The sequence below is a fragment of the Rhodoplanes tepidamans genome (assembly GCF_030813915.1).
In the GTDB taxonomy this organism is placed as follows: domain Bacteria; phylum Pseudomonadota; class Alphaproteobacteria; order Rhizobiales; family Xanthobacteraceae; genus Rhodoplanes; species Rhodoplanes tepidamans.
Map to the genome: position 1 here is coordinate 88,099 of NZ_JAUSUJ010000018.1, position 25,202 is coordinate 113,300.

Annotated in this window: 26 protein-coding genes; 17 read left to right on the top strand and 9 right to left on the bottom strand. The window is 73.3% G+C overall.

The features are described 5' to 3' along the window. Nucleotides 1-92 precede the first annotated feature (92 nt). Both J2S22_RS20615 and J2S22_RS20620 read left to right on the top strand, forming a co-directional pair. Complete coding sequence (locus J2S22_RS20615; RefSeq protein WP_272776965.1) at nucleotides 93-257, top strand: hypothetical protein; 165 nt, start codon at nucleotides 93-95, stop codon at nucleotides 255-257. Between the two features lie 55 nt (nucleotides 258-312). Continuing rightward, nucleotides 313-618: a hypothetical protein gene (locus tag J2S22_RS20620; RefSeq protein WP_272776964.1), complete on the top strand. Its 306-nt coding sequence runs from the start codon at nucleotides 313-315 to the stop codon at nucleotides 616-618. A gap of 16 nt (nucleotides 619-634) precedes the next feature. Here J2S22_RS20620 and J2S22_RS20625 read toward each other — a convergent pair whose 3' ends face one another. After that, nucleotides 635-1,876, bottom strand: coding sequence for an extracellular catalytic domain type 1 short-chain-length polyhydroxyalkanoate depolymerase (locus tag J2S22_RS20625; protein ID WP_272776963.1), 1,242 nt, complete (start codon nucleotides 1,874-1,876; stop codon nucleotides 635-637). A gap of 176 nt (nucleotides 1,877-2,052) precedes the next feature. Here J2S22_RS20625 and J2S22_RS20630 point away from each other — a divergent pair, with 176 nt between their 5' ends. Then, nucleotides 2,053-2,835, top strand: coding sequence for an SDR family NAD(P)-dependent oxidoreductase (locus tag J2S22_RS20630; protein ID WP_272776962.1), 783 nt, complete (start codon nucleotides 2,053-2,055; stop codon nucleotides 2,833-2,835). Nucleotides 2,836-2,963: 128 nt separating this feature from the next. On the opposite strand, the gene J2S22_RS20635 is transcribed toward J2S22_RS20630, so the two are convergent. Then, a complete protein-coding gene (locus J2S22_RS20635) occupies nucleotides 2,964-3,770 on the bottom strand; it encodes a HesA/MoeB/ThiF family protein (RefSeq protein WP_272776961.1) in 807 nt (268 codons plus the stop codon). 68 nt (nucleotides 3,771-3,838) lie between these two features. Between J2S22_RS20635 and J2S22_RS20640 the strand changes: the two genes are divergently transcribed. Next, complete coding sequence (locus J2S22_RS20640) at nucleotides 3,839-5,194, top strand: peptidoglycan-binding domain-containing protein (RefSeq protein ID WP_272776960.1); 1,356 nt, start codon at nucleotides 3,839-3,841, stop codon at nucleotides 5,192-5,194. 135 nt (nucleotides 5,195-5,329) lie between these two features. On the opposite strand, the gene J2S22_RS20645 is transcribed toward J2S22_RS20640, so the two are convergent. Continuing rightward, nucleotides 5,330-6,145: an enoyl-CoA hydratase gene (locus J2S22_RS20645; RefSeq protein ID WP_272776959.1), complete on the bottom strand. Its 816-nt coding sequence runs from the start codon at nucleotides 6,143-6,145 to the stop codon at nucleotides 5,330-5,332. A gap of 442 nt (nucleotides 6,146-6,587) precedes the next feature. Between J2S22_RS20645 and J2S22_RS20650 the strand changes: the two genes are divergently transcribed. From J2S22_RS20650 to J2S22_RS20675, 6 genes are all read left to right on the top strand, one after another. Then, on the top strand, nucleotides 6,588-7,763 hold the full coding sequence (locus tag J2S22_RS20650; protein ID WP_272776958.1) for an ATP phosphoribosyltransferase regulatory subunit: 1,176 nt from the start codon (nucleotides 6,588-6,590) through the stop codon (nucleotides 7,761-7,763). After that, nucleotides 7,760-8,728: an ATP phosphoribosyltransferase gene (hisG, locus tag J2S22_RS20655; protein WP_272776957.1), complete on the top strand. Its 969-nt coding sequence runs from the start codon at nucleotides 7,760-7,762 to the stop codon at nucleotides 8,726-8,728. The genes J2S22_RS20650 and hisG overlap by 4 nt, the downstream gene beginning before the upstream one ends. Nucleotides 8,729-8,891: 163 nt before the next feature. Next, nucleotides 8,892-10,214 carry a S8 family serine peptidase gene (locus J2S22_RS20660; protein WP_272776956.1) on the top strand — a complete coding sequence of 441 codons (1,323 nt, stop codon included), beginning with the start codon at nucleotides 8,892-8,894 and terminating at the stop codon, nucleotides 10,212-10,214. 102 nt (nucleotides 10,215-10,316) lie between these two features. Further along, nucleotides 10,317-10,559: a hypothetical protein gene (locus J2S22_RS20665; RefSeq protein ID WP_272776955.1), complete on the top strand. Its 243-nt coding sequence runs from the start codon at nucleotides 10,317-10,319 to the stop codon at nucleotides 10,557-10,559. Nucleotides 10,560-10,673: 114 nt separating this feature from the next. Continuing rightward, on the top strand, nucleotides 10,674-10,961 hold the full coding sequence (locus J2S22_RS20670; protein ID WP_272776954.1) for a type II toxin-antitoxin system TacA family antitoxin: 288 nt from the start codon (nucleotides 10,674-10,676) through the stop codon (nucleotides 10,959-10,961). 271 nt (nucleotides 10,962-11,232) lie between these two features. After that, nucleotides 11,233-11,463, top strand: coding sequence for a GNAT family N-acetyltransferase (locus J2S22_RS20675; RefSeq protein WP_307155867.1), 231 nt, complete (start codon nucleotides 11,233-11,235; stop codon nucleotides 11,461-11,463). Nucleotides 11,464-11,475: 12 nt separating this feature from the next. Here J2S22_RS20675 and J2S22_RS20680 read toward each other — a convergent pair whose 3' ends face one another. After that, a complete protein-coding gene (locus tag J2S22_RS20680) occupies nucleotides 11,476-12,030 on the bottom strand; it encodes a GtrA family protein (RefSeq protein WP_272776953.1) in 555 nt (184 codons plus the stop codon). Between the two features lie 206 nt (nucleotides 12,031-12,236). Here J2S22_RS20680 and J2S22_RS20685 point away from each other — a divergent pair, with 206 nt between their 5' ends. The 3 genes from J2S22_RS20685 to J2S22_RS20695 all read left to right on the top strand — a co-directional run bounded on the left by J2S22_RS20685 (nucleotide 12,237) and on the right by J2S22_RS20695 (nucleotide 15,191). After that, complete coding sequence (locus J2S22_RS20685) at nucleotides 12,237-13,307, top strand: glycosyltransferase family 2 protein (protein WP_272776952.1); 1,071 nt, start codon at nucleotides 12,237-12,239, stop codon at nucleotides 13,305-13,307. Beyond that, nucleotides 13,304-14,146, top strand: a complete 843-nt coding sequence (locus J2S22_RS20690) for a ChbG/HpnK family deacetylase (protein WP_272776951.1) — start codon at nucleotides 13,304-13,306, stop codon at nucleotides 14,144-14,146. The genes J2S22_RS20685 and J2S22_RS20690 overlap by 4 nt, the downstream gene beginning before the upstream one ends. Nucleotides 14,147-14,312: 166 nt before the next feature. Further along, nucleotides 14,313-15,191 (top strand): DUF2076 domain-containing protein, encoded by an 879-nt coding sequence (locus J2S22_RS20695; protein ID WP_272776950.1) that lies wholly within the window; start codon nucleotides 14,313-14,315, stop codon nucleotides 15,189-15,191. Between the two features lie 75 nt (nucleotides 15,192-15,266). Here the strand turns inward: J2S22_RS20695 and J2S22_RS20700 are convergent, their stop codons facing one another. Then, nucleotides 15,267-17,651: a tetratricopeptide repeat protein gene (locus J2S22_RS20700; RefSeq protein ID WP_272776949.1), complete on the bottom strand. Its 2,385-nt coding sequence runs from the start codon at nucleotides 17,649-17,651 to the stop codon at nucleotides 15,267-15,269. A 303-nt stretch (nucleotides 17,652-17,954) separates the two neighbouring features. Beyond that, on the bottom strand, nucleotides 17,955-18,698 hold the full coding sequence (locus J2S22_RS20705) for a L,D-transpeptidase (RefSeq protein ID WP_272776948.1): 744 nt from the start codon (nucleotides 18,696-18,698) through the stop codon (nucleotides 17,955-17,957). A 360-nt stretch (nucleotides 18,699-19,058) separates the two neighbouring features. Between J2S22_RS20705 and J2S22_RS20710 the strand changes: the two genes are divergently transcribed. Then, nucleotides 19,059-19,820, top strand: a complete 762-nt coding sequence (locus tag J2S22_RS20710) for a chemotaxis protein (protein WP_272776947.1) — start codon at nucleotides 19,059-19,061, stop codon at nucleotides 19,818-19,820. A 21-nt stretch (nucleotides 19,821-19,841) separates the two neighbouring features. Here the strand turns inward: J2S22_RS20710 and J2S22_RS20715 are convergent, their stop codons facing one another. Beyond that, nucleotides 19,842-21,050, bottom strand: a complete 1,209-nt coding sequence (locus J2S22_RS20715; RefSeq protein ID WP_272776946.1) for an MFS transporter — start codon at nucleotides 21,048-21,050, stop codon at nucleotides 19,842-19,844. Nucleotides 21,051-21,217: 167 nt separating this feature from the next. Between J2S22_RS20715 and J2S22_RS20720 the strand changes: the two genes are divergently transcribed. Further along, the gene (locus tag J2S22_RS20720) at nucleotides 21,218-22,213 is read left to right on the top strand and encodes a Bug family tripartite tricarboxylate transporter substrate binding protein (RefSeq protein ID WP_272776945.1); all 996 of its coding nucleotides are present in this window, start codon (nucleotides 21,218-21,220) and stop codon (nucleotides 22,211-22,213) included. A 106-nt stretch (nucleotides 22,214-22,319) separates the two neighbouring features. Here the strand turns inward: J2S22_RS20720 and J2S22_RS20725 are convergent, their stop codons facing one another. Beyond that, nucleotides 22,320-22,754: a GNAT family N-acetyltransferase gene (locus J2S22_RS20725; protein ID WP_272776944.1), complete on the bottom strand. Its 435-nt coding sequence runs from the start codon at nucleotides 22,752-22,754 to the stop codon at nucleotides 22,320-22,322. 13 nt (nucleotides 22,755-22,767) lie between these two features. After that, on the bottom strand, nucleotides 22,768-23,325 hold the full coding sequence (locus J2S22_RS20730; protein WP_272776943.1) for a hypothetical protein: 558 nt from the start codon (nucleotides 23,323-23,325) through the stop codon (nucleotides 22,768-22,770). 463 nt (nucleotides 23,326-23,788) lie between these two features. Between J2S22_RS20730 and J2S22_RS20735 the strand changes: the two genes are divergently transcribed. Together J2S22_RS20735 and groES are read left to right on the top strand one after the other, a co-directional pair. Next, complete coding sequence (locus tag J2S22_RS20735) at nucleotides 23,789-24,421, top strand: peptidoglycan-binding domain-containing protein (RefSeq protein ID WP_272776942.1); 633 nt, start codon at nucleotides 23,789-23,791, stop codon at nucleotides 24,419-24,421. A gap of 422 nt (nucleotides 24,422-24,843) precedes the next feature. Beyond that, nucleotides 24,844-25,140, top strand: a complete 297-nt coding sequence (groES, locus tag J2S22_RS20740; RefSeq protein ID WP_111357443.1) for a co-chaperone GroES — start codon at nucleotides 24,844-24,846, stop codon at nucleotides 25,138-25,140. Nucleotides 25,141-25,202: the final 62 nt, after the last annotated feature.

Consider the following 25,202-nt stretch of genomic DNA (forward strand, 5'->3'; position numbering starts at 1 on the left):
AGCCACTCGGCATTTCAGTTCGGCGGCCGTCGCCGCGATATTCGCATCACCGGCTTCGAGACGAAGCCTTCACCGAACCACGGAGACCCCCGATGACCTCGTCCAAGATCGCCCTCTTCGCCCTCGCCGCCGTCGTGCTCGCGTCGGCGCAGTCCGTCCAGGCCGCGCCGCTCGGCGACCAGGGCAGCCGCTACGTCCAGAGCCAGGCCGGCGTCGTCGAGACCGGCATCGACCAGGCCAAGGGCGGCATTCGTTGATCGCGCACGCGCGGCCGGCCTCGCGAGGCCGGCCGCCGGCTCGGGGAGACGCATCATGATCGCACCCCTCCGACCGGCCCGGACGCCGCGCCTCGGCCTCGCGGTCGCCGTCCTCGCCGCACTCTCGATCGCGACCGCCGGCGCCGAGCCGTTCGGCCCCGGCGAATCGTCCGGCTCCGCCGCGACCGCGGGCGAGGTCCGCCACGACTGGGTCGCCCCCGCGACGCCACGCACGGGCTTCGGCTGGTCGATCGACGTCGTCTGCCGCGACCCCGGACCGTTCACGCCAGGCCCGCCCGGACGCGGCCGCACCTTCGAGTGCGCGCCGGACGGCACGCTGGCGCTGCCGCCGGCGCACTGACGACGCGTGACGGCAGTCAGCGCCGCCTGATCAGACCGGCGGAGGCGAGCGCCCGCCGGATCCTCTCCTCCACATAGCCCGAGAGTCCCGGACGCCGCGGCGGTGCGCCGCGCGCGCCGGGCTCCTGAGCGTCCGGCGGCGGCTGCCGGCCGGGCGGCGTCGCCGACGCGTGGTCCGCCGCCGGGCGACCGGCGGCGGCCGCCGCCACGGGCTCGCGCGGCGCCGGCGGCTCGCCGGTGAGGCTCGGCCACAGCGCCGTGCGGCGCGTCTGGGTCAGGCCGAAGAAGCGGGCGATGTGATAGGACGACGAGATCCCGACCTCGATCAGATACTCGCCCGGCACGCCGTAGCTGGTGTCGTCGTCGCCGGTCGCCACCGGCGCGCCGTGCGCCATCAGCGGGATGATGTAGCTCTCGATCACCTCGCGGCCCGTGCCGTCGGTCCACACGTGGCGCGGATAGCCGTCGACCGTCTCGGTGCGGTCGGGCCGCGTCGACAGGCCGTGCACGTCGGTCCACTGCTTCAGCAGCTCCTCGGCGTTCTTCGGCTTGACCACCGTGTCGGCGCCGCCGTGCCAGACCGAGACGCGCGGCCACGGTCCGCGATGCGGCGTGGCGGCGCGCACCAGATCGCCCCATTCCTGCGACGTGCGGACCTTCACGCGGAACATGCTCTCCAGCGCCTGGCGGACGCCGTTGGCGCTGCGGTAGGGCAGGCCGGCAATCACGGCGCCGGCGGCGAACACCTCGGGATAGGTGGCGAGCATCACGGCGGTCATGGCGCCGCCGGCCGACAGGCCGGTGATGAAGATGCGCCCCGGGTCGACGGCGTGCCGCTCCGCCATGCTGGCGATCATCTGGCGGATCGAGGCCGCCTCGCCGCGGCCGCGGGTGATGTCGCTGTCGCGGAACCAGTTGAAGCAGGTCTTCGGGTTGTTCGCCTCGGTCTGCTCGGGGAACACCAGCATGAATCCGTAGCGGTCGGCGAGCGTCGACCAGCCGGTGCCGAGATCGTAGCTCGCCGCCGTCTGGGTGCAGCCGTGCAGCACCACCACCAGGCTCTTCTGCGGCTTCTTCGGGACGTATTCGAACATCCGCAGGTTGCCGGGATTGGGGCCGAAGCCGGTGACCTCGGTGAGCCGGCTCGGCACCGCGGCGCGCTCGCGCGGCGCCGCCGCGCCGGGCATCATCCGCAGGAACGCTTCCCACTGCTTGCGCTGGCGCGCGAGCGCCTCGATCGTCATGTCCAGTCCGGGCACCCGTGTCTCCTTGGTGACGCGTCGCGCGCGAGGCACGCCGCTGGGGTGAACGCGCCCGCCCGCGCTGCGATGCACACATCGTCTGAACAAACTGTTGATGGGAGATCGCGGCTGTCCTATGGCGGGCGGAATGGCGTTTCGATGACGCGAAAGTGACAGCAGGACAACGAGGCAGCATGGATCTCGGGCTCGGCGGCAGGGTCGCCATCGTCACCGGCGCGAGCCGCGGCATCGGCCGCGCCATCGCGCTGCGTCTCGCCGGGGAAGGCATGGACGTCGCGCTGGTCGCGCGCTCCGCCGCGGCGCTCGACGGCGTCCGCCGGGAGATCGACGCGCTCGGCCGCGAGGCGGTCGCCTGTCCGGCCGACCTGCGCGATCCCGAGGTGCCGGCCCGCATCGTCGCCGAGACCAGCGGGGCGCTCGGCCGGCTCGACCTCCTCGTCAACAACGCGGGGGCGACGAAGCGCGGCGACGTCCTCGCGCTCGGCGACGACGACTGGGCCGACGGCTTCGCGCTGAAGTTCTTCGGCGCGGTGCGGATGACGCGTGCCGCGTGGCCGCTCCTGCAGGCGGTCGGCGGCGGCGTGATCACGATCGCCGGCACCGGCGGACGCACCGGCGACCGCACGTTCGCCATCGGCGGCAGCGTCAACGCGGCGCTGGGACTGATGACGAAGGTGCTGGCCGATCGCGGCGTCGACGACGGCGTGCGGGTCAACACCATCAATCCCGGCATCGTCGAGACCGACCGCTTCGTCGCGCGCCTGCGCCGCGTGATGGAGGAGACCGGCGTGTCCGAGGAGGAGGCGCGGAAAACCATGCTGGCAGCGCACCGCGTCGCCCGCTTCGGCCGGCCCGAGGAGGTCGCCGACCTCGTCGCCATGATGGCGTCGGACCGCCTCGGCCACTTGCACGGCGCCGTCGTCGACCTCGACGGCGGCGAGACGCGGACGCTGTGAGGGGCGCCGTCATTCCGGGACGCGGGCTGAAAGCCCGCGAACCCGGAATCCAGCCACGGGCTCGTGCGACCGGGCTGGATTCCGGGTCCGCTGCTCCGCAGCGTCCCGGAATGACCACCGCAAGGATCTCACCCCGCCGCGTAGGCCGACAGATCCGTGATGGTCGGCCGCTCGCCGGTCAGCGGGTTGTCCGGATCCCAGGCGTAGCGCAGCGTCTCGAAGCGCAGGCTGCGGCCGTCGACCATCAGCAGGCGGCCGACCAGGCCGTCGCCGAAGCCGACAATCTCGCGCACCACCTCGACCGCCATCAGCGATCCGATGACGCCCGTGAAGGCACCGAGAATCCCGGCCTCGGCGCAGGCCGGCACGGTGCCGGGCGGCGGCGGCTCGGGAAACAGGCAGCGATAGGTCGGGTTCGGGCGGCCGTCCGGCCCGCGCTCGTGCGGCCGCAGCGTCGTGAGCGTGCCGTCGAAGATGCCGACCGCCGCGGTGACGAGCGGCGTCTTCGCCAGGCAGCACGCGTCGGACACGAGATAGCGGGTGGAAAAATTGTCGGAGCCGTCGGCGACCAGGTCGTAGCGCCCGATCAGGTCGAGCGCGTTCGCCGCGGTGATGCGGGTCGGGTGCGGCTCGACCGTCACGTGCGGGTTGAGCCGCGCGATCGCCGCGGCGGCGCTCTCGACCTTGGGCCGGTCGAGATCCGGCGTCGCGTGGATCACCTGGCGCTGCAGGTTGGAGAGCGACACCACGTCGTCGTCGACGATGCCGAGCGTGCCGACCCCGGCGGCGGCCAGATAGAGCAGCAGCGGCGCGCCGAGCCCGCCCGCCCCGACCACCAGCACCCGGGCGGTCTTGAGCGCGTTCTGCCCCGGCCCGCCGACCTCGTGCAGCACGATGTGGCGGGCGTAGCGCTCGAGCTCGTCGGCGGTCAGCATGGCGGCACCTTTCTCCCCCGGCCCGGTTTCGCTAGGGTCCCGCGCTCTACCACGTTCGGGAGGCCGGAATGAACCGTGTCGCGTCCCTGGTCGTCGCCGTCCTGATGGCCGGCTTGGCACCGGCGTCCGCCCAGGCGCCCGGCCCGGCGGCGCCGGCGCGAAAGCCCGCCGCGCAGGCGCCGGCCGCGACGCCGAAGCCCGCCCCCAAGCCCGCGACCGTGCCGGCCTGGGCCGGCGTGCCGGAACCGGAGCGCATCGCCGTGCAGTCCGACCTGATCTGGACCGGCGACTACAACGGCGTCATCGGGCCGGAGTTCGGCGAGCGCGCCTTCGCCGCCGTGAAGACCTTCCAGAAGCGCTACGGATACCGGCAGACGGGCGTCCTGGAGCCGGCCGAGCGCAGCCGCCTCGCCGAGGCGGCCCGCGCCGCCCAGGGGCGGGTCGGCTGGACGGTGCGCGACGACCGGACGAGCGGCGTCCGCCTCGGCCTGCCGGCCGGCCTGGTGCCGAAGGCGAGCCCGGCGCCGGGCGGCACCGGCACGCACTGGCAGTCCGGCAAGGGCGAGGTCCAGGTCGACACCTTCCGGGTCGCCGGCCCGGACGTGACGCTGTCGCGCCTCTTCGAGCAGCAGAAGAAGGAACCGAAGACCCGCAGGCCCGACTACGCCGTGATGAAGGGCGACTTCTTCGTCGTCTCCGGCTTCCAGGGGCTGAAGAAGTTCTATGTGCGGGCGCACGGCCGCGACCGCGAGGTGCGCGGCATGGTCCTGCTCTACGACCAGGGCATGGAGGGCACGCTCGATCCGGTGGCGGTCGCCATGTCGAGCGCCTTCGTGCCGTTCCCCGAGAGCACCGCCGGCGTGCCGCCGCCGCGCCGCCGGGTCGAGTATGCCAGCGCCGCCGTGGTGAGTGCGGCCGGCGATCTCGTCGCCGAGGCGCGGACGCTGGAGCAGTGCCGCAGCGTCCAGGTGGCCGGCCGCGGCTACGCCGAGATCCGGGCGACCGCCGACGGCCTCGCGCTGCTGCATCTCTGGGGCGCCCACGGCCTCGCCCCGCTGGCGCTGGCCGAGGCCGGTCCGTCCGGCGACGTCACGCTGGTCGGCATCGCCGATCCCGAGCGCCAGGACGGCGGCGGCGCGGTGTCGACGCTGCCGGCCCGGCTCGGCCCGGGCGGCACGCTCGCGGCGCCTCCGCCGGCCGGCTTCTCCGGCGCCGCCGCGGTCGATGCGGCCGGCCGCCTCGTCGGCGTGGTGACGACCGCCCCGGTCCAGGTCGCCGGCCCGGGCGCCGCCGGCGCCGGCCTGGTCCCGGCCGACACGGTGCGCCGGCTGCTCGCCGCGCACGGGATCACCCCCGGCCCGACGGCCCCGCCCGCCGCCGACCCGAAGGCCGCGGTGGTGCGTGTGATCTGCGTGCGGGATTAGCGAGCGTCCGGTCCCGCTCGCCCCATCCTCCGCTCATTCCCGCGCAAGCGGGAATCCAGGGCCACACGTCGCGCGGCCCCTGGGTCCCCGCCTTCGCGGGGACGAGCGGAATCGAGCCGGACGAGGGCGGATGACCTACTCCGCCGCCTCGCCGAGGCCGCCCTGCGGAGCCTTGTGGTGCGGCTGGTTGAACTGCGGCTTGCGCTTCTCCAGGAAGGCCTGCATGCCCTCGCGCTGGCCGTCGGTGCCGAACAGCGCGTGGAAGGCGCGGCGCTCGAAGCGCAGGCCTTCGGCGAGCGGCAGCTCGTGGGCGCGCTGCACCAGCTCCTTGGCCGTCATCACGGCCGGCAGCGACATCGAGGCGATGGTCTCGGCCGCCTTCATGGCGACGTCCATCAGCTCGGCGAGCGGCACGACCCGCGAGACGAGGCCGCAGCGCTCCGCCTCCTCGGCATCCATCATGCGGCCGGTCAGCACCAGATCCATGGCCTTGGCCTTGCCGAGCGCCCGCGTCAGCCGCTGGGTGCCGCCGAGGCCGGGGACGATGCCGAGCGTGATCTCCGGCTGGCCGAACTTGGCGTTGTCGGCCGCGATGATCAGGTCGCACTGCATGGCCAGCTCGCAGCCGCCGCCGAGCGCGAATCCCGCCACCGCCGCGATGGTCGGCTTGCGCGAGCGCGCCGGACTGTCCCAGTTCGCCATGTAGTTGTTGGTGAAGGTGTCGATGAACGACTTCGGCGCCATCTCCTTGATGTCGGCGCCGGCCGCGAAGGCCCGCTCCGTGCCGGTGATGACGACGCAGCCGATCTCCTCGTTGCGGTCGAAGTCCGCGAACGCCGCCCTCAGTTCTTCCGCCAGGGTCGAGTTCAGCGCGTTCAGCGCCTTCGGCCGGTTCAGCCGGATGACGCCGACGCGTCCCACGGTCTCGACGATCAGGGTCTCGTAGGTCATTGGATCACGTCCTTCTTGGACCGAGCCGGGGGTGCTCGGGCGCCGTGTCGAAGCGCGTCGCGGGGGATGTGCAGCCGCGCCGGGGACGCAGGGAAACGAACTAGCCGGAACGTGCTGCATTGCAGCAGGGGTAACGCACCAGCCCCTCGCAGGCAATCACGATTCGCTTAATTTCCAGTGATCGTGAGGATTCGGAGAGGTCGTGCAAAGCACAAAAACAATGCTGCGCTGCATGCCTATCCGCCGATCCTGACATGGCGCGCGTAATCCGCATGGCGAATACTTGGTAACCATCCTTATGTCCGGCGCGCTGTCGACCGGCCGAGAGTCAACCTTTGCGCGCAGCACGGGCCGGGTGCCCGGCCCGTCCGCCGCGAACCGACCGTCGAAACCCCGGGAGAGACGTGCTACAGGCGGCGCGATCAAAGGTGCCGGGGAACTCATGTCCGCCGTATCTGCAACCGTCGTCGGCAAGGACGCACGCGCCGACGCGCTGGTCGCGTCCTACGAACGCGCCGGCTATGCCCGCGTCGAGCCCGCCGTGCTGCAGCCGGCCGAGCCCTTCCTGGCGCTGTCCGGCGAGGACATCCGCCGCCGCATGTACCTGATCCCCGACGCCGGCGGCGACGACCTCTGCCTGCGTCCGGACCTCACCATCCCGGTGGCGCTCGACTATCTGGCCGGGTCGGAGGCCGGGCGGCCCGCCCGCTTCAGCTATCTCGGGCCGGTGTTCCGCCAGCGGCCCGGCGCCTCCGGCGAGTTCTGGCAGGCCGGCATCGAATCCTTCGGCGGCGCCGACAAGACCGCGGCCGACGCCGAGGCGATGGCGCTCGCTCTGGAGGCGACCGACCTCTACGGCGTGACCGCGCCCGACATCCGCATGGGCGACCTCGGCCTGTTCGCCGCGCTGGTCGAGGCGCTCGACCTCGCCCCGGTGTGGCGCCGCCGCCTCGCCAAGGACTTCAACCGCAAGTCCGTGCTGGCCGAGGACCTGCACCGCCTGACGGTCACGGGCGGCAACGGTCCGCCCGAGTACCAGGGGGTGCTGGCGGCGCTGTCGAACGCCGACCCCAAGGCGGCCCGCGCGCTGGTCGCCGACCTCCTGTCGATCGCCGGCATCTCCACGGTCGGCGGCCGCTCGGTCGCCGAGATCGCCGCCCGCTTCCTGGAGCAGGCCGAGCTCGGCGCCGGCGCCGCGCTGCCGGCCGAGACCGGCCGGCTGATCGCGCGCTTCTTCGCGGTCGCGGGCGATCCGGCCACGGCCGCCGCGGCGCTGCGCGGCTTCGCGGACGAGGCCGGCCTCGATCTCGCCGCCGCGCTCGACACCTTCGAGGCGCGCAACGCGCTGCTGGCCCGCAACGGCATCGACATCGGCCGCATCCGCTTCGCCACCGCGTTCGGGCGCGGCCTCGACTACTACACGGGCCTCGTCTTCGAGCTGCACGACCCGGCCGGCCGCATCGAGGGCCAGCTGGTCGCCGGCGGCCGCTACGACGGGCTGTTCGCACGGCTCGGCCACGCCGCGCCGATCCCGGCGGTCGGCTTCTCGGTGTGGATCGAGCGGCTGGTCGCGCTGACGGCGGCGCCGTCGGACATCGGTTCGGGAGCTGCGCGATGAGCGCCTTCGTCATCGCCGTGCCGGCCAAGGGCCGGCTGCAGGAGAACGCCGAGGAGTATTTCGGCCGGTCCGGGCTGAAGCTCGCGAAGCCGCGCGGCGCCCGCGAGTATCGCGGCACGGTCGCCGGCCTGCCGGAGATCGAGGTGGCGTTCCTCTCCGCCTCCGAGATCGCCCAGCAGCTCAGCCAGGGCAGCGTCCATTTCGGCATCACGGGCGAGGATCTGATCCGCGAGTCGATCCCGCACGCCGACGACAAGGTGACGCTGCTGCACGGGCTCGGCTTCGGCTTCGCCACCGTGGTGGTCGCGGTGCCGCAGGCCTGGATCGACGTGCGCAGCATGGCCGATCTCGACGACGTCGCCACCGCGTTCCGGCTGGAGAACGACCGCCGCATGCGGGTGGCGACCAAGTACGTAAACCTCACCCGCGCCTTCTTCGCGCAGCACGGCATCATCGACTACCGCATCGTCGAGAGCGCGGGGGCGACCGAAGGGGCGCCGGCCGCCGGCACGGCCGAGCTGATCGTCGACATCACCACCACGGGCACCACGCTCGCCGCCAACGCGCTGAAGATCGTCGACGACGGGATCATCCTGCGCTCGCAGGCGAACCTGGTCGCGGCGCGCGGCGCCGACTGGAGCCCGGCGGCGCGCGAGACCGCCCGCATCGTGCTCGACCGCATCGCCGCCTACAGCCGGGCCAGCGGGTTCCGCGAGATGCGCACCCGCTTCCCGGGCTGCGACGAGGCGCTGCTGACGCAGATCCGCGAGCAGTACGGCGTCGAGACCCCGTTCGGCGGCCCGACCTCCTCGGGCATGCTGACGCTGCACTGCCCGCCCGAGCACGTCCACGCGCTCGCCACCGTCCTGCGCGCCCACGGCGCCGCGAGCGTGGTCGTCGGTCCGCTCGACTACGTCTTCGCCCGCGAGAACCCGCTGTTCGACCGGCTCGAGGCGGCGCTGTAGGGCGGCGCGCCACTGTCCCACGTCGCAAGACATCGAAACGTGATCGCCCCGCGGCGGCGGAGCGATCACCCAGGATTGTACACACGACTCTCCTCCCGTCATGGAAACTGTCGCAGACTCGGGTCAAGGACCACCTGCGATTGTCCCAACGGGAGGAGCCGTCATGGCCGACACGTCACGCTTCCCTGAGCCGCCGCGTCCGCAGCCCACCGGACGCGTCCTGGTCCTGTTCCGGCCCGACGCCGAGCCGGCCGCCATGGGCCGCGCCGTCGAGCGGGCGACCGGGGCGCGCCCCCGCGATTCCCGCGAGTTCGGCACCGTCACCGAGGCGGCCACCGCGATCGCCCAGGGCGAGGCCGTGGTCATCGGCCGGCTGAAGATCGCCGCGATCGAGCCGCGGGACGCCGGCGCCGGGATGGCCGCGCTGCGCGCCGCCGAGGGCGTCCGCCAGGTGCGGCCGGAGTTCTACCTCTACGCCATCGCCGACCTGCGGGAGCGCTACGGCGTCTGGGTGCGCGAGGGCCTGCAGCTGCTCGCCGAGGGCGCCACCACGGCGTTCGAGACGGCCCGGACCGTGATCAGCGAGGCGACGACCGCGGCGGCCGAGTTCGCCGACACCGACGATCACACCTGGGGCCTGATCGCCACCGGGGCCCACCGCTCCCGCTTCGGCGGCCGCGGCATCAAGGTCGCCGTGCTCGACACCGGCCTCGATCTCGATCACCCGGATTTCACCGGCCGCGCGATCGTCAGCCGGAGCTTCGTCGACGGCGAGGACGCCCAGGACGTCCAGGGCCACGGCACCCACACGGCCGGCACCGTGGCGGGGCCGCGCCGCTCCGCCATCGGCCGCCGCTACGGCGTCGCGCCCGAGGCCGAGCTGTTCGTCGGCAAGGTGCTGAACAACGGCGGCTCCGGCCGCGAGCTCGACATCCTGCAGGGGATGGACTGGGCGATCGAGCAGGGCTGCGCCGTGATCTCGATGTCGCTCGGCCGGCCGACCGCGCCCGGCGAGCAGCCCGACCCGCTCTACGAGGAGGTCGGCGACGCCGCGCTGCGCGCCGGCGCGCTCATCATCGCCGCCGCCGGCAACGAGAGCGGCCGCGACTTCGGCTTCATCGCCCCGGTCGGTGCGCCGGCAAACGCCCGCTCGATCGTCGCGGTGGCGGCCGTCGATCCGCACCTGAAGGTGGCCCCGTTCTCCTGCGGCGGGCTGACCGCGGGCGGCGGCGAGGTCGACCTGTCCGGCCCGGGCGTCACCGTCTACTCGTCGTTCCCGCGGCCGCGCCAGTCGCGGGTGCTGGACGGCACCAGCATGGCCTGTCCGCACGCCGCCGGCATCGCCGCGTTGTGGGCGGAATCCGATGCTTCGCTGCGCGGTGCGAAGCTGCGGGACGCGCTCGAGCGTTCCGCCCGCCCGCTCGGCACCGCCCGCGACTTCGGGCGCGGCCTGGTGCAGGCGCCGGACGCCGTCGGCACCGTCTGACGCGGCCGACGGGGCCGGGCCGACAGGACTGCCGGCGTGGCGACCGACGGCCTCGCCCGCCGGTCGCCGTGACGCGGGGGAGATCGACACGAGGAGGTCGGCATGGCCGAGATGGAGGTCGTGATCCTGGTCCAGGAGGGCAAGCGCGGCGAGCTGGAGAGCGTCGCCCGGTCGCTCGAGGCGCAGGGCCTGCAGGTCAAGCAGACCTTCCCGCGCTTCCGCACCATCGTGGGGACCGCCGACAGCGCCGCGGTGAGCGGCATGAAGGCGGTCGACGGCGTCGAGTCGGTGCGGCCGCAGACCCGCTTCACGCTGCCGCCCATGGACGACAAGACGCCGCAATGACGGCGGCGGGGCCGGCGACACCGGCATCATCGCGACGGCCGCCACCGAAGCGGCGACACGTCGGAACGCCGGACCTGTTTTGACAATGTCAGGCAGACTTCAGAGAATCGTCTTATGATCGAAGCGCGAACCAACCGCACCGAGAAGCTCGATCTGCGGCTGACCAAATCGGCCAAGCAGACTCTGCAGGCCGCGGCGACGGCGGCCAGCAAGTCGCTCAGCGAGTTTGTCCTGGAGACGGCGCTGTGCGAAGCGGAGGCGAGGCTTCCCGATCGAACGGTGTTCCACCTCGACACGGAGCGATGGGAGGCGTTCGTCGCCGCGCTCGACGCTCCGCCTCGCCGGGCCCCCCGTCTCGAACGCCTGTTCTGGGAGCCGTCCGTCTTCGATCCAAAGCAGTGACCGACCCGCTCCGCATCGAGACGTTGGGTCGGAGCCATTCCGTCGACGCCTTCACGTGCGGACAGCCGGACCTCGACCGGTTTCTCGTCCGCCATGCCTTCCAGGCCCAGCAGGCGAACGCATCCAGGACCTATGTGGCGCTCGCCGCCGATGCTGTCGTCGGGTTCTACACGCTGGTGGTCGGCGACGTGCGTCACGAGGAGGCGCCGGACCGGGTCGGAAAGGGCATGCCGCGGCATCCATTCCGCTTCTCGTCCTCGCCCGTCTCGCCGTGCACGTCGACTGGCAGAACAGGAGGATCGGCGCCGGGCTCCTGCTCGACGCGCTCGGTCGGACGCTCCAGGTCGCTGACATCGCAGGCGTTAGGGCGCTCGCCGTGCACGCCAAGGACGATGGTGCCGCCGCGTTTTATCGCCATTTCGGCTTCGTGCCGTCGCCGACCGATCCGCGCCACCTGTTCCTGCTGGTCAAGGACATCCGCGCGATGGCCGGCCCGCAGTGAGGCGGGCCGGCCTCACGGCTTCGTCGCGTCGGCCCCCACGGCGTCCTCGCGGGTCCGCCGCGGGCGGAACACGACGAAGTGCGACATGGTGAAGTTGACCACGAAGCTCACCAGGATGGCGCAGGCCTTGGCGAACCACACCGGCATCACCTGGGCGACCAGCACCAGGGTCGTGGTGTTGGCGACGGCGCCGAGCACGCCGGAGGCCGCGAAGGCGCCGTAGTCGCGCAGCCGCAGCGTGCGGCCGGACTCCTCGGCGAACGTGAAGGTGGAGTTGAGCACGTAGGAGCCGGTGACCCCGACCACCCAGCCCATCAGGTTGGCGGCGATCAGCATCAGGTCGTCGGCGCCGCCGCAGCCGCACAGGCCGGACATCGTCTCGAAGGCGCGCACGCTCGCGCCGGCCGACTGCAGCGCCGTCAGCGCGACGAAGAACACGCTGGCGTCCACGGCCGTGTTGACGACGCCGACCAGCGCGAAGCTCGCCGCCTTGCGCATCATGCCGGCGCGCCGGCGCACCGCCGGGGCGGCGCGCGGAAACAGGCTCTCCAACCGGGTCGGCTCCATGGTCTCTCCGCGGCCGTCTCTCCGCGGCCGTCGCTCCGCGACCGTCGCTCGGCGCAACTGCCGCCGCTCTACCATGCCGGCGCGGCGAAACCGAGCCTGAACCCGACACCGTCCGGCGTCTCCGGCGCCGCGGTCCGCCCGGCGACAGCCCGGAGCGCATGGGCTATAAGGCGCCCGACCGGAACCACACGGACGACGACGGGCGCATGACCTCGGGTGAGCCAGCATTGCGGCAGGACGCGGGCGCCGGCACGCCCGACACTCCGGCGCGGCGCGCCGCGGCCGGCCTGTCGATCGTCATGCCGGTCTACAACGAGGCCGGCGGGCTGGAGGCGCTGCACGGACGCATCGTCGGCGTCGCCCGCACGCTGCGCGAGCGCTGGGGCCTCGCCTGCGAGGTCGTCTATGTCGACGACGGCAGCCGCGACCGCTCGCTGGAGATCGCGACCCGGCTGCCGGCCGACGGGCTCGACGTGCAGGTGATCGCGCTCTCGCGCAACTTCGGCAAGGAGGCGGCGCTGCTCGCCGGGCTGGAGCACGCGCGGCGCGGCGCCGTGCTGTTCATGGATTCGGACGGGCAGCATCCGCCCAGCATGGTGGAGCGGCTCGCCGGCCACTGGATCGAGGACGGCTACGACGTCGTCTTCACGGCCAAGGCGCACCGGAAATCGGAGTCGTTCCTGCGCCGGCTGTTCGGCCGCACCTTCTACACGCTGATCAACTGGGGCTCGCGCCACAAGATCCCGGAGGACGCCGGCGACTTCCGCCTGCTGTCGCCGCGCGCCGCCGCCGCGCTCCGCCAGCTGCCCGAGCGCAACCGCTTCTTCAAGGGCCTGGCGAGCTGGATCGGCTTCCGCCAGCTGCGCATCGACTACGAGCCGGCGGCCCGCGAGCACGGCACGTCGAGCTGGAACTTCGGCGCGCTGCTCGGCCTGTCGATCGAGGGCCTCACGGCGTTCTCGGTGGCGCCGCTGCGTATCGCCAGCCTGCTCGGCCTGCTGCTCGCCGCGACGGCGCTGTTCTTCGGCATCTACATCCTAATCGAGGTGCTGGTGTTCGGCACCGACGTGCCCGGCTATCCGTCGCTGGTCGTCGGCCTGATGGTGCTGGGCGGCGTGCAGCTCGTGATGATCGGCGTGATGGGCGAGTACATCGCCAAGATCCTCTCGGAGACCAAGGGACGGCCCGTCTACTTCGTCGCCGAGCACAGCGTGAAGCGGGCCGACGCCGCCGCGCCGCCGCGGACCGACGTCGACGTTCCGGAGCGTACCGCGTGAGCACCGAATCCCCCCTGCGCCGGCTGATCCTGTGCGCCGACGATTTCGGCCTGGCCCCCGGCGTCGACGACGCCATCCTGGATCTGATCGGCCGCGGCCGCCTCGCCGCCACCAGCGTGATGGTGCTGCCGCCGACCTTCTCGCCGGCCGAGGCGAAGCGCCTCGCGGCGGTCGCCGAGAGACGGGTCCAGGTCGGCCTGCATCTGACCCTGACGGCGCCGTTCCAGCCCTGCACGGCCGGCTACGCCCCGCTCGCCCGCGACGGGCGCTTCCTGCCGGTGGGCAAGCTGCTCGCCGCCTCCTTCGTGACGCCGTTCGACCGCGACGCGGTCGCCCGCGAGATCGAGGCCCAGATGGCGGCCTTCGTCGCCGCCTTCGGCCGGCCGCCCGACTATGTGGACGGCCACCAGCACGTCCATCTGCTGCCCGGCGTGCGCGAGGCGGTGCTGGAGATCGTGCCGCGCCTCGCCCCGGGGGCGTGGGTGCGCCAGTGCGGCCAGATCACCGCCACGCTGAAGCGCCTCGGCGATCCCAAGAGCCTGCTGCTCGACCGCATGAGCGGCGCCTTCCGGCGCCTCGCGGCGGAGCGCGGCGTCGCCACCAACCCGGCCTTCGCCGGCACCTACACGTTCAAGCCGGAGGTCGACTACGCCGCCCTGTTCCCGGCCTTCCTGAAGGACCTGCCGGACGGCAGCGTGGTGATGTGCCATCCCGGCACCGTGGACGGCGAGCTCAAGCGCCTCGACCCGCTCACCGCGCTGCGCGAGGCCGAGTACGCCTATCTGGGCGGCGACCGCTTTCCGGCCGTGCTGGCGCAGGCGGGATTCACGCTCGCGTGACGTTCGGGCGGCGGGTGCGGCAGGCTGCCACGGCCCCTCCCCCACCACCATTCCGCCGCAGCGGCGGCGCCCCATATAGGGAGCGCGCGCGCCGGCGCGGATCGTCTCCGACCGCAGCCGCCCGCCGCAGCCGTCCGTGCCGGACACGGCCCACCAGGAGACCACGATGACTCCGCAGGAACACCAGCTCGTCGCCGACCTGTTCGAGCGCCTCGCCACGCTCGAGCGGGAGCCGCGCGACCCCGACGCCGAGCGCGCCATCCGCGAGGGCCTCGCCCGCGCCCCCAACGCGCTCTATGCGCTGGTCCAGACCACGCTGCTCCAGGACGAGGCGCTGCAGCAGGCGCAGGCCCGCATCGACGAGCTCGAGGCGGCGCTCGCCCCGCCGGCGCAGCAGCAGGGCGGCTTCCTCGACAATCTGCGCAGCGCCGTGTTCGGCGGCGGCCCGCAGGGCGGGCCCGGCCAGGGCCGCGGCTCGGTGCCGTCGGTCCGCCAGGCCGACGCCGGCGGCGATCCGCGCTGGGGCCCCGGTCCGGGCGGTGGCGCGCCGATGGGCGGCGGCGCACCGATGGGCGCGCCGGGCGGCTTCGGTCAGGCGCAATATGGCGGCCCCGGCTACGGCAACCAGGCTTATGGCGGCCCGGGAACCGGCGCCCCGCCCCAGGCGGGCGCGTTCGGCGGCCGCGGCGGCTCGTTCCTCGGCACCGCGGCGGCGGCCGCCGCCGGCGTCATCGGCGGCTCGCTGCTGATGGACAGCCTGCGCGGCATGGGCCATGCGGCCGGCGGCGGCGGGGGCGGCAGCAGCCAGGCGGCCCTCGACTCCTCCGGCGGCGGCGGCGGCGACCGTGCGCCCTGGGGCGGCGGCTCCTCGGGCGGCGATCTCTCCCGCGAGGCCGGCCTCGACGACATCGGCGGCTCCGGCAGCGGCGGCGGCGCCCGGCACGCCTCGGCCTTCGACCCCGGCAGCGACGAGGACGATGGCGGTGACGACGAGGGCGGCGACGATTTCGGCGATTTCGGCGGCGACGATTCCGACTACGCCTGAGCCCGCCGCAGCGGAAACCCGGGCGGGCGTGCCGCGGCGCGCCCGCCCCCGTCCTGCCTCCGGCGCGTCCGCGCCCTACCGCGTCCGCGCCTCGACCAGCGCGCGCTCGGCGAGCGGCAGCCACTTCGCCTGCGCGGGCGTGAGCTTGCGCCGGCCGGCGAGCTCGCGGAGCGTCGCGACCACCACCCGGTAGCGCTCGACCGGATCGTCGCCGGCGCTGGCGAGCCGCCACTGCAGCACCGCCATCTCCCACTGCCACGCCGCATTGTCGGGATCGGCCGCGACGAGCTGCTCGGTCGCGGCGAGTGCCGCGCGCCAGCTCGCCAGCGCCTCCGCCCCCATCCGCCTGGCGGCCAGCGCGTCGCCGATCTTGCTCTGCGTCACCGCGACGTCGTGCCGGGCCGCCGGGCCCGGCTGCGCGGCGAGGAGCCGCTCGCGCGCCGCCAGCGCGGTTTGATAGGCGGCGAGCGCCTCGTCGGGCGCGCCCTTCGCCATCAGCACGTCGCCGATCCGCTCCTGCGACACCGGCAGGTCGCGCGGCCAGCGCGAGCCGCCGGGATCGCCGCCGGCGAGGCCCTGGCGCAGTGCCAGGCTCGCCCGGTAGGAGGCCAGCGCCTCGTCGAAGGCGCGCTGCGCCCTGAGCACGTCGCCGATGCGCTCGTAGGAGACCGACATGGCCCGGCGCGCCGCCGCATCGGCCCGCTCGGCGACCGCGAGCTGCAGGGCGAGCCCGGCCCGGTAGCTGCCGAGGGCGTCCTCGCCGGCGCCCTGCGCCAGCTGCACGTCGCCGACCTTGTTGTAGAGGATCGACAGGCCGCGCTGCCAGCCGGGGCCGGCGGCGGGATCGACCGCCGAGAGCCGCAGCGACAGCGCCGTGCGATAGCCCTTGAGCGCCTCGTCGGGGGCGTCGCGGACGACCAGCACGTCGCCGAGCCGCTCGTAGGCGACCGACAGGTCGCGCCGCGCCTCGGCACTCGAAGGATCGACCGCGAGCAGCGTCTCGCGGATGGTCAGCACGGTGCGGAACTGCTTGAGCGCATCGTCGGCCTCGCCGGCGGCGAGCAGCGCGTCGCCGAACGCGGTCGCGGCGCGCGACAGCTCGCGCTGGCGCGCGACGCTGGTCGGGTCGGCGCCGGCGAGCCGCTCGGCCGCGGCCAGCGCCGCGCGGGCGTTGGCGAGCGCGCGGTCCGTCGCGCCCTGGGCGAGCCGCAGCCGGACGGCATCGAGCCGCGCCGCGACGATCTCGCGCTGCACCTCGGCGTCCATGCCGCCCGGGAAGACGAGGCCGTCGAGCAGCGCCTCCGCCGCCGTGGTGCGGCTGCGGGCGGCGTCGGCGAGGCCGAGCGCGTCGCGCCGGCGCTCGAAGGCGATCAGCATGGCGGCGCGCCGCAGCTGCAGCCGCGGATCGTCGCCGCCGGCGGCCGCGAGGTCGCGCAGCGCCGCCTCGGCCGGCGCGACGATCCCGGCGACCACGGCCGGCGACGCGCCGAGCCGGTCGGCGGCGTCGACGGCGCGCAGCGTCGTCCCGGTGCCGGCCGCCAGCACCCTGTCGAGCAGCATCGGATCGTTCGGCAGCACGAAGCGCACCGCGGCGACCAGGCCGCCGACCAGGATCAGCAGCACGGCGGCGGCGGTGAGCCAGCCGCGCAGCCGGCGGCGGCCGCGCGTCGACCGCTCGGCCGGCCCGCGAAACTCGTCGAAGGAGAGCGCCAGCAGCGCGGCGGCGAGCCGCATCGTCACCTCGGTGCGCGGCAGGGTGCGGGCGTCGATCACCAGCGGCGCGACCGCGTCCTCCTCCTCGTCCGAGACGGTGCCGTCCACCTTGATTCGCCGGCGCAGGGCCGGCGGGCACAGCGTGCGCGGATCGGCGTCGGGCGCGCCGCCGACCAGCACGGCGACGACCCGGTCGCCGCGGCCGAGCCCCTTGTAGCGGCGCACCGCCTCGTCGACGGCCGCGTCGGTGGCGGCGGCGGGCGAACACAGCACCACCAGGAAGCGCGCGTCGACCAGCGCCGCGACCATGTCCTCCGGCAGGGTCGGCCGGGCCGGGGCGCGCAGGGCCGGCGGCTCGGGCGGGGCGGCCGGCCCCACGGGTGCGTCCGTCGAGGACACCAGGGTCGGGCCGGCCACCGTCGCGGCCGCAGCCGGCGGCTCCGCGTCGGCCGCCGCGCCGGGCGCCGCCTCCGCGGCGGGCTCGGCCGGGGTCGGCGTCGCGGCGGCGGACGGCTCCGGAACAGCGGCGGGCTCCGGCTCGCCCGGGGCCACCGGGGGCGGCTCGGCGGCGAACCGGGCGAGCGGCCCGATCCGCTTCGGCACCGGGCCGTGCGCGGTCTCGCGGCCGACCAGCGCCCACGGCACCCGCATCTCCTCGAGGCTGCGCTGCAGCGTCCGGCCCCACGCCTCGTCGGCCGGGGCGTGGACCAGGAACGCTCGATATTTCGGGTGGACAGCCTGTGCCACGATCCCCTCCCCCGGTCTCGTCGTCCCGTCGCCGCCACGACGGGGTGGTTATCGCACCGCCCCGGAGCCTATGGGCAAGAATTTGGCCCTCGCGTGTCGATGCTGCGTCCGGAGCGGCGCCCCGAATGCAGGAACGCGCCCGATTCCAACAGGAATCGGACGCGCCCCGCGCCAGTGTAGTCGGGATGGACGAGTGGTCGGGCGAGCGGTGGGCAGTCCCTCCGGGGTTGGCGCCGTCCGGCGGACGGCGCGGAGCACGACCCCGGCGGCGCGATTCGGCCGCCGGATCGGATCAGGTATCGATCAGATCACGACGACCCTGGCGCCGACCTTCACCCGCTCGTAGAGGTCGATGACGTCCTCGTTGCGCATGCGGATGCAGCCGGACGACACCTGGGTGCCGATCGTCCAGGGCTCGTTGGAGCCGTGGATGCGGTAGAGCGTGTCGCCGAGATAGAGGGCGCGGGCGCCGAGCGGGTTCTCCGGGCCGCCGGGCATGAAGCTCGGCAGGCTGGGCTGCCGGCGCAGCATCTCCTCGGGCGGCCGCCAGTCCGGCCATTCCTTCTTGCCGGTGATCGTGTGGGCGCCCGACCAGGTGAAGCCGGGGCGGCCGACCCCGACGCCGTAGCGCATCGCCCGGCCGTTGCCCTCGACCAGGTAGAGATAGAAGTTGCGGGTATCGACCACGATGGTGCCGGCCGGCTCGCTGCCGTCATAGGCGACCCGCTGGGGCCGGAAGCGCGGATCGACGGCGTTGCGGCCGAGCTCGCTCGGATCGATGCCGGCGTAGCGGCCGCCGCCATACGCGGCCGGCTCCTGCGCCTGATAGCCGCGCGCGCGCATCTCGGGCGCTTCGCCGCCGCCGAAGATGGCCTCGACGAAGCCGCCGCCGAGCGACCCCCGCCGCACCGGCGCCTGGACGGCGGTCTGCGGCACCACATAGCTCCGGCCGGAGATTCCGTAGGAGCCGCTCCCCCAGGTCTGGGCGGCGGCCGGCGGGCCGGACAGCGCGGTCGCGGCCAGGGCGCAAAGAAGAACGCGGTACATGACGGGGCTCTGCACTCGTTACACGTTGAACGGTTCGGACACCAAACCTTGGTGCATTTCGAGTAAAAACCCGAAATGGCGACCAAGTCGTAAAAACGAGCCCGCGCGGATTTACTGTAACGGCATGATCGATTCAATTCGAACGACTATGGTGTCCGAACCGTAAACGCGGCATCGACGTGGTTTACGGATGGTTAACAAGAAATCATCGTGGTTAATACGAGGTCAACGGCCTCGAACATGGTGAACGGATCGTCACCTGCGCCCGCGGCACCGCCGGACCGCACGACAGCGGTGAAACCGCTCGTTAAAGAATGGTCCGGTAGAAGGATAAAGAACGTCTCGAATTGCGAACTCTCCATGCAGCCGCGCAAACAATTCCGCATCGAGCAGGTCCGCCCCATCGCGGAGATCGCAGCCGGCCTCACCGGCGGCGAGACCGATGGGGTACCGCCGGCCTCGGCCAACGACGCCGACGCGGCGTTGCGTCACCTCGAGGTGATCACCGAGATCCGCGGCGTGCGCACCCTGATCGAGGGCCGCGCCGCCGAGGCGCAACACGCGCTGGAGAGGCTGCAGGCGCAGTTCAACGAGTTCCACAAGCTCAAGGCCGAGCTCGACGTGATCAGCGACGCGATCGTCGAGACCAAGCGCGAGCTGGCGACGATCCACGTGACCGGCTTCAACGGCCAGGACATGTCGCGGGTGGCGAACGAGCTCGACGCCGTGGTCGAGGACACCGAGCGCGCCACCCAGGCGATCCTCGGCGCCGTCGAGGAGATCGACACGCGGGCCGACAGGCTCGCCGCCTCGGTGACGGCGGCAGCCGACCAGGCGACCGCCCGCGAGATCCAGGACTGCGTCGTCCGCATCTTCGAGTCGTGCAACTTCCAGGACCTCACCGGACAGCGGATCAGCAAGGTGGTGTCGGCCCTCAAGTTCATCGAGGACCACATCCGCCGCATGGAGGAGATCTGGGGCGGCATCGAGTCGTTCGGCGAGTACGTCCCCGAGGTCGCCGCGCCCGAGATCCCCGAGGAGGACAAGCTCCTCAACGGCCCGAAGCTCGAAGGCGACGCCGGCCACGTCTCCCAGAACGACATCGACGCGCTGTTCGACTGAGCCGCGGCGCGCCCGCGATCCTCAAACCGGCCTCCGCACCAGCACGAAGCAGGCGAGCGCCACCGCCGCGAAGACGGCGACCAGCGTGAGCGCCGCCATGTCGGAGCCGCGCTCGGCCGCCACCGCGACGACCAGCGGCGCCGCCGCCTGCATGGCGAGCCACGGCGCCGCGAGGCGCCCGATCACCGTGCCGATGCCGGCGGGTCCGAACAGCGCGAGCGGCACGGTGCCGCGGGCGATGGTGACGAGGCCGTTGCTCGCCCCGAACATCACGTAGAAGGCCGCCGCCGCCGCGACCGACACGCCGGCGGTGCCGATCAGCACGAAGGCCGCGACCATCAGGGCGATGGCGAAGCGCGCCAGCGACAGTGGGTGCTCGCGCGCCCCGAAGGCGAACTCGGTGACCCGCGCCAGCACCTGGCACGGCCCGAACAGCATGCCGATCAGGACCGCCGTCGCGGCGTCGATGCCGCCGCGCTGCAGGATGGCGATCAGATGCGCCGACAGGGCCGAGGGCACGAAGGCATAGGCGGCGAATCCCGCCATCACCAGCAGGAACGGGCGTCCGCTCGGGGCGTAGACCGCGGCCGGCGCGGCGGCCGCCGCCCTGGCCGGCGCCGGCGCCGGAGCGGCCGGCTGCCGCGGCAGCGCGAAGGCGTGCAGCGGCGCCGCCACGCCGGCGAGCAGCGCCGCGTAGACGATCAGGCAGCCCTGCCAGCCGAGCCCGTCGCACAGGGCCCGGGTGGCCGGCCAGCTCACCGTCGAAGCGAGCCCGCCGACGAAGGTCAGCAGCGTGATCGGCCGCCGCGCCGCGGCGCCGAACAGCCGCCCGAGCGTCGCGAAGGCGGGATCGTAGAGCGACGCCGCCATGGCGACCCCGACCACGGTCCAGGCCGCCAGATAGGCGGCCGGATGCTGCGCGACCGCGAGCGCCACGAGCCCCAGCGCGCCGAGGAGAGACCCGGCCGTCATGGCGACATGGCCGCCGCGGCGATCGATCACCCGACCGACCAGCGGCGCGACGGCCCCGCCCGCGAGCAGCGCCGCCGAGAACCCGGCCATGGCGAAGGACAGCGACCAGCCGCGCTCGGCGGCGATCAGCGGAACGGTGAGGACGGGCGGATAGAACAGCGCTCCCCAGGCCAGCACCTGGGTGACGCCGAGCACCGGCAGGGCCCGCCACGGCCCCTCGACGAGCGGCCCGGCCAGACGCGTGCGGATGTCGGGCATGCCCCCTGCGTCGCCTCCCCTGCGTCGCCTCCCCTGCGTCGCTCGCGGCCGTGCACGCCGCGGCGAAAGGGCGAGGCTCGCCCGCCATCCGCTTCCGTGCTAGCCCTAATGGAAAGGATCGGCCTTCACAACGATCCGCAAGAACGATCCACCAAGGGAGGAAGACCATGAACGCTCGACGGCGTGCGCTCGCCGTGCTGTCCGGACTCGCCGGCACGGCCCTTCTCGCTCTCTCCATGGTGTCCGGCGCGACCGCGCAGGATTATCCGGCCCGACCGGTGCGGCTCGTCGTGCCGTTCGGAGCCGGCGGCCCGGCCGACGTGTTCGCGCGCGTGCTGGCCCAGCACCTGTCCGACGCGACGAAGCAGTCCTTCGTGGTGGAGAACCGGCCCGGCGCCGGCTCGATCATCGGCACCGACATGGTCGCGAAGTCGGCCCCCGACGGCTACACGCTGCTCGTCATGTCGAACACCCACACGACCAACGAGTCGCTGATCGCCAACAAGCCGTTCGAGCTGATGCGCGACTTCGTCGCGGTGGCGCCGATCAACTCCTCCGACCTTCTGATGGTGGTGCATCCGTCGGTGCCGGCCAAGACGCTGCCGGAGTTCGTCGCGCTGGCCAAGGCGCAGCCGGGCGGGCTCAACTACGCCTCCTCGGGGCCGGGCACGCCGTATCACATGGCCGGCGAGCTGTTCAAGGCGATGAGCGGCACCACCATCGTGCACGTGCCGCACAAGGCGTCGGGCGAGGCGCGCAACGCCGTGATGGGCGGCCACGTCCAGATGATGTTCGACGCCATCACGACGATGCGCACCACTGCCGAGGGCGGCCAGGTGCGCGCGCTGGCGACCACCGGCACCAAGCGTTCCGCGCTGATGGCCGACGTGCCGACCGTCGCCGAGGCCGGCGTGCCGGGCTACGAGGCGACCATCTGGCTCGGCATCATGGCGCCGGCGGGCACGCCGGCCGCGATCGTCGATCGGCTCAACGCGGCGGTGCGCGAGGTGATCGCCAGGCCCGAGATACGCGAGGCGTGGAGCCGCCAGGGCGCCGTGCCGATGGAGATGAGCCCGAAGGACTTCGACGCGTTCCTGCGCGCCGACATCGACAAGTGGGCGAACATCGTCAGGATCTCGGGCGCCGGCGCCAAGTCGCAGTGATTGCGCCGTGACGGCGACGGGCCGAGGCGGCGGAACACGTGCATCGACGTGATCACGCCGCTTCGGTAGCTGCGCAGCCGTGGCGTCCCCGCGGGTCCGGGCCGCCCTACCCCAGCCGCTTCATCATGACCGTGTCGGCGCCGGGCGGAAGGCTCTTGACGATGTCCGCCGGCACCGCGTCGGGCCGGCACGGCAGGTAGCCGCGCTCGGCGAAGAAGGGCGCCTCGCCGCCGACCGCGACCCACAGGGCGCGGCAGCCGAGCGCCACGGTCTCGCCCTCGAGCGCGTCGGCGATGGCGCCGCCGAGGCCGCGATGGCGCAGCATCGGCAGGGTGACGATGCGCAGCAGCCCGTCGTCGCCGTGCACCTCGATGCCGCCGAAGCCGATCGGCACGTCGTTCTCCTCGAAGCGCCAGAACCAGCGCCCGGGCGCGTCGATGTCGTCGTGCGGCAGGCCGGCGCCCTTGAGCGCCGTCTTCAGGGCGTCGCGCTCGAACGGGGCCAGCGGCAGCCAGAGGAGTTTGGGATGCCCGGCATTCATGCGGGCCTCGTGATCAGCGTACCGCGCCGGGTGCCGGAGCCGGGCGCGGCCGGCGTGACGCGGTCCCCTCGGCGCCGCAGCGGACCAGCAGCATGTTGCCGTAGCGGCCGGCGACCTCCGGATCGACCCAGCGCAGCACCAGCACGCGGCCGTCGAACGACACGACCTCGCGATCGTCGCTGTCGGGCGCCGGCGGATTCGGGCCGATATAGGTCTTTCCGTCCGCCCCGGCCTTGAGCAGCATGTCCTGCACCTGCGGGCTGTCGTGGCCCAGCATGGCGACGCCGACCGAGCTGCGGTTGATGATGTAGGGATTGCTGCACGCCTCGCGGGCCTTGCCCTCGGTGCGGGCGCGATCCTCCGGCCGGTGGAAGGCCGAATAGCCCCAGCGGCCGACGATCTCGTCGGGACGGAGACTGGCGGGCGGCGCCGCGGCGACCGGCGGGGGACCCGGCTCGGGCGCCGAGCCGCCGCCCGAAAACGACGGCAGCGTGCTCGCACAGCCGGCGAGCGACGTCAGGGCGGCGACAGCCGTCAATACGCGCGCCGCGCCCCGGAACGAAACCACCATGACGATCTCCGACATCGATGCCCCACTCTGATCGGCGGAAGGCCTTGGCGCAAGAGCGTTTCATACCTCCGTCGCGGCCGAATGTCCGGGCGGCGACGGCACCTTCGGGCAGGCGGGAAGGCGCGTCACCTAGACCGGGCGAGATGGGCGTTTCGATGACGCGGCGCGGATCTCGACGCCACGGGCACGCGGCACCGCCGTGGCATGCGGGGCGCGCAAAGCCTGCACGGAACCGCACGGTCGCCGGCCCGGGGCGGCACGACCGGAAGAGGTGAGCAGAACGTTTCGGCGGGGGCGCGGGTTGCCCCGTCGTACGGCCGGCGCGTCCGGTCCGTGCCGGCGGACCGCGGTGTCCGACCCGGAGCGACGTCGGCCCGCGCCGACGGAGCAGTCGCGTCCGGGAGACGGAGCAGAGCCGCACCGCCAGAAACGCACTCCAGAAACCACCTCCAGGAGAAAACGCATGAAACGCATCCTTCTCGCGACGGCCGCGCTCGCCCTGGCGTCGCCCGCCTATGCCCAGCAGCCCTCGCAGTCGCAGTCCTCGCAGCAGAAGCCGCCGGCGGCGCAGCCCTGGCAGTCCGGCCAGGGGCAGCAGGGCCAGGGGCAGCAGAGCCAGTCCCAGCAGTCCCAGCAGGGCCAGCAGTACCAGCAGGGCCGGAGCTCCGGTCAGGGGGCGAGCGCCGGCCAGCAGGCGGCGGACCGGCAGCCGGTCAAGACCGACCAGCTGAGCAGCGGCCAGATCCGCGACATCCAGCAGGCTCTCAACAAGAAGGGCTTCAGCTCCGGTGACGTCGACGGCGTGTGGGGCCCCGACACCCGCTCGGCGCTGGACAACTTCAAGCAGTCGAAGGGCTTCGCCACCGGCGACGACCAGATCGACGGGCGCGTCCTGTCCGAGCTCGGCCTCGATGCGTCGCGGTTCGACGCGCAGTCGACCGCGCAGCAGGGCGGCTCGGCCTCCGAGACCACCGGCGCGGGCGGATCGTCCGGCATGAGCGGCTCCGAGACCACCGGCAGCGGCTCCGCCAGCGGTTCGGGCCAGGGCTCGTCCGATCGGTCGGGCAGCGGCATGTCCGGGTCCGACAGGCGTTGAGGCGGACCGGACCCTCGTCCGCCGGCATGACGGCGAGGCCCCCGGAGGGCCGGACCGGACCGTGACCGTCCCGCCCCTCGCCTCGCCCCTCCGGGGGCCGGGCGGCGGGGGGACGTTCACCATCGATCAGCCGCGGCGCCTGCGCCGCGGCTTTTTTGGTTTTCCGGGCGGCCGGTCTGTCGTATCGAGCAGCGTGGCCCGCCGCGGCCCGGAACGCCGCCCCTCGCCCGGCGGCATTAACCGCACCGGGAGCCGCAACGCGCCCGCGCCGCTTTCGTTCCGGCCGGCGCCTTGACAGCCAAAACCCCAATCCCTATGTCCCGGCCGGCGCTGGCACTCGCGAGGTCCGAGTGCCAGACCTCAATTCCAGGCTTTTTCACCGAACCCCAGCCACCCCAGGTGGCGACGAGGATACACAATCCATGGCGAAGACCACGTTCCGCCCGCTGCACGATCGCGTCGTCGTGAAGCGCATCGAGGCCGAGGAGAAGACCGCCGGCGGCATCATCATCCCGGACACCGCCAAGGAGAAGCCGAGCCAGGGCGAGATCATCGCCGTCGGCCCGGGCGGCCGCGACGAGGCCGGCAAGCTGGTCCCGCTCGACCTCAAGGTCGGCGACCGCGTGCTGTTCGGCAAGTGGTCGGGCACCGAGGTGAAGCTCGACGGCGAGGACCTCCTGATCATGAAGGAGTCCGACATCATGGGCGTGATCGGCTGAGCCACCGCCTTCCCGCTCGTCGTCCGCGAGCGGCGGCGCACCGACGGTGCCGCCCCGGGACG